The sequence below is a fragment of the uncultured Meiothermus sp. genome (assembly GCF_937863175.1).
Taxonomy (GTDB): domain Bacteria; phylum Deinococcota; class Deinococci; order Deinococcales; family Thermaceae; genus Meiothermus.
In genome coordinates, this window is record NZ_CALMCQ010000282.1 from 1 (window position 1) to 3,658 (window position 3,658).

5 protein-coding genes are annotated in these 3,658 nt (G+C 58.4%); all 5 read left to right on the forward strand.

Annotated elements, in window-relative coordinates:
* Positions 1-111: 111 nt before the first annotated feature.
* Complete coding sequence (locus Q0288_RS10650) at positions 112-891, forward strand: ABC transporter permease (RefSeq protein WP_299430216.1); 780 nt, start codon at positions 112-114, stop codon at positions 889-891.
* Between the two features lie 38 nt (positions 892-929).
* Positions 930-1,955: a spermidine/putrescine ABC transporter substrate-binding protein gene (locus tag Q0288_RS10655; protein WP_299430218.1), complete on the forward strand. Its 1,026-nt coding sequence runs from the start codon at positions 930-932 to the stop codon at positions 1,953-1,955.
* A 175-nt stretch (positions 1,956-2,130) separates the two neighbouring features.
* On the forward strand, positions 2,131-2,583 hold the full coding sequence (locus Q0288_RS10660; RefSeq protein ID WP_299430220.1) for a cytochrome c: 453 nt from the start codon (positions 2,131-2,133) through the stop codon (positions 2,581-2,583).
* Between the two features lie 35 nt (positions 2,584-2,618).
* Positions 2,619-3,059: a cytochrome c gene (locus tag Q0288_RS10665; protein ID WP_299430222.1), complete on the forward strand. Its 441-nt coding sequence runs from the start codon at positions 2,619-2,621 to the stop codon at positions 3,057-3,059.
* Between the two features lie 96 nt (positions 3,060-3,155).
* On the forward strand, positions 3,156-3,658 hold a 503-nt coding region (locus Q0288_RS10670), incomplete at its 3' end, for a PadR family transcriptional regulator (RefSeq protein WP_299430224.1).

Here is a 3,658-nt window from a genome sequence, read left to right on the forward strand (position 1 = left end):
GCAGATTAGAGACGTGATGCCAACTTCGGCGAGAAAACGCCTTATTTGCAGCGACGCCGAGTGCGGGGTTAGAAGAAAAAAAGCCCGCCAACGCTCTGAGGGGAGATCGGCATGAAACGTCTGCTCTCGGTTCACGCCTGGCTGGTGTTTGCCTTCTTATACCTGCCCATCGTGGTGATCGTGGCGCTTTCCTTCAACCAGAGCCGCTTTGGGGTACGTTTCACCGGCTTCACTTTCGACTGGTATGTTCGGCTTTTTAACAACGAGCGAACTCTGGACTTCCTCACCAATACCCTGATTGTCGCGGTGGTCTCCACCATTGCTTCGACCATCCTCGGTACGCTCATGGCTATCGGGCTGGTGCGCTATCAGTTCCGGTTGCAAAACGCTTTGCGCTATTTGCTGTATGTGCCGGTGGTGGTGCCGGATGTGGTGATGGGAATCTCGCTCTTGCTGCTTTTTGATGTGGTGCGCGATGCCATTGGCTGGCCCCGGCTCTCGCTATTTACCATCATTCTGGCTCATATCAGCTTCCAGATTGCCTACGTGACGCTGGTGGTACGGGCTCGCTTGATGCTGCTTGACCCTACTCTCGAGGAGGCCGCCAAAGACCTGGGGGCCACGCCCTGGCACACCTTCCGCGAGGTGACGTTGCCCCTGATCATGCCAGGGGTGATCGCGGGGGCACTGCTGGCCTTTAGTCTCTCGCTCGACGATTTCGTGGTCACCTTCTTCACCTCTGGGCCGGGTTCGACCACCCTGCCGCTGTACATCTATTCCTCAGTGAAACTGGGGGTTAGCCCGGAAGTACATGCCCTCTCGACATTGATGGTGGGGGCTACAATCTTGATTCTGGTTATTGGGACACTGTTCTGGAGGAGACGGGCTTGAGTGGATTGGCCCCTCGAGCCACCCACGGGAGGTAGCGTGTGAATAAACTCTGGATGATCGGTCTTCTGGCTTTACTGATAGCGGGCTGTGGACAGCAGCAGAAAGAACTGCGCCTTTTGAACTGGTCGGACTACATGCCCCGTGAGGTGCTGGACGAGTTCGAAAGGCGCGAAGGGGTCAGGGTGGTCGAGGATACCTACGACTCGCCCGAGGCCATGCTCACCAAGCTACAAGCGGGGGGGGATAGAGAGTACGATGTGTTGATCACTTCCGACTACACCATTGGTTCGCTGGTGCGGGCCGGGAGCCTGCTGGAACTGGATAAGTCCAAAATTCCCAACCTGAATAATCTCGATCCTCAGTTTGCCGACCCTGCCTTCGACCCAGGGGCCAGACACAGTGTGGTCTACCAGTGGGGAACTACCGGCCTGGCCTATCGAGCGGATCTGGTAACGGGGCCGGTAGAAAGCTGGGCGGTGCTATTTGACCCTGCCAGACAGGTAGGGAACTTCCTGCTCCTGGACGAGATGCGCGAACAGGTGGGGGCTGCCCTCCTGTTCAAGGGCCAGTCGGTTAACACCACCGATCCGGCCAGGCTGGCAGAAGTGCAAACTCTTGTGCTCGGGACTAAACGCCGCTCTCGTGGCTTTGCGGGCGGAACCAGTATCCGCGACCGCCTGATTGCAGGGGACATTGCGGGGGGGCCGGCCTACTCCGGCGATATTCTGGCGGCCCAGGCCGAGAACCCCCAGCTCAGGTATGTAATTCCCACCGAGGGCGCCACGCTCTGGACGGACAACCTGGTCGTTATGCAAAAAAGTCCCAACCACGAGCTGGCCTACAGGTTCATCAATTTCCTGCTCGAGCCCGAGATTGCCGCGCAGATTTCCAACTCGATTGGCTATGCCACCCCGGTGGCGGCGGCAATGGACAAGATTCAGGAAAGGGATAATCCGCTCATCTACCCCACGCCAGAAAAGAAAGCCCGCCTCGAACTGCTCTCCGACCTGGGAGATCGGGCCGAGGTTTTCAACAAGGTCTGGTCGGAGGTGAAATCACGTTAGGGCCATCCTCATAAGACGGAATGTTTTCCAGAGCCTGACTCCCACTGGAGTTCTGAGGGATATGCGGTAGGGGTGGGCGACCTGTGGCTCCACAGATATTCATGATTGGTTAACCGAAGCTGCGGTAAGGCCCAAAACTTACTTTTGCCTGGTAGCGCAGAGCTATACTCGAGGCGTGAGAATACTCTTCGGACTTCTAACGCTCTTCAGCCTGGTGCTGGCCCAGGCCGGGCCACAGATCTACCAGCAGAACTGCGTGTTCTGCCACGGCGAGAATGGTCAGGGCCGGGTGGGGGCTTTCCCACCGCTCGCGGCCCACACCACCGAACTGGTCAAAACTCCTGAGGGCCGGGCGCACCTGATCAATTCGCTGCTCTTTGGGATGCAGGGCCCGATCCGGGCCAGGGGCAACAATTACAACGGGGTCATGCCAGCGTTTGGGCAGCTCACCGACGAGCAGATTGCTACCGTGCTTAACCACATCCTTAATGCCTGGGGCAACGACAGGCTACTCCCACGGGAACACCGCCCCATTTCCGCAGCAGAGGTTGCCAGTGCCCGAAACGTGAGCCCCCGTCCAACCCCACAGCAAGTGGGCAACAACCGGGCACGTATAAACGTCCCGTAGTGTGATGGCGTAAAATCTTCAATGGAGGAATTTTGATGAAGCATCTACTCGTTGCTATGATCCTGCTGACTTCCGCTGCTTTTGCACAAAGTGGAGCTGCCCTATACCAGCAATGCCAGGGCTGTCACCAGCCTAATGGTGCTGGCATCCGAGGGGTCTTTCCCCCGCTGGCCGGACATGTTCCAGAAATTCTGGCGGCTAGAGGTGGAAGGGTCTGGATCATTCAGATGATGTTGTATGGGTTGAGTGGTGAAATTACCGTTGGAGGGGTGCGGTACATGGGGGTTATGCCGGGCTATCGTCACCTCAGCGATGCCGACCTTGCTGCGCTGCTCAACCACATCTCGACCCAGTGGGGCAACAGGTTCCCGACGGGCCAGAGGCCCTTCACAGCTGCAGAAGTGCAGGCACAGCGGGCCAAGACCATGACGGCAGCCCAGGTCAATGCGGCCCGCAGGGCGCTCGGGCTAAGGTAGGGGTGCCGCTTAGAGCGCTCTTCATAGGAATTTGGGCTATTCCTGGCGATACTTAAGACTGCGAGGGATGCTCGGTAGTTTTGTTAAGCGGTAGCCGTGGCAGAGGAGGCAGCCCAGAAGCTTTCAACCACCGACTGGGCCGTTTTGACGACCCTGTTGGAGCAAGAATCGCATGGGTTTCGCATTGCAGCGCTGTTTGCTCCGAGTGGTGATCTGGGGGATATCTGGCGTATCCAGCGCACCCAGGTCTATCGGGCACTGGAGCACCTGGAGGCTCGAGGACTTGTCGAGGCAGTGCGGCTGGAAGAGGGCGATGCCGGGCCACCCCGAACCCTTTTTGCCGCAACCCCCAGGGGAAGGGCGTCCGCCCTGAAGTGGCTCCGCACGCCGGTAACGCGGCTACGCTATGGGCGTTCCGATTTGCGGCTCAAAATAGCTTTTTTGATGCGCCTGGGCCACGACCTTACACCGCTATTGCTGGCCCAGCAGCAGGTCTATAGCCAGATTTCGACGGAGCTCGAGGCTCAGATTCTCTATGCCGAGGGCGTCCAGGCGGTCTCCTTGCTGTGGCGCCTCGAGACTGCCAGAGCAGGTCTGAG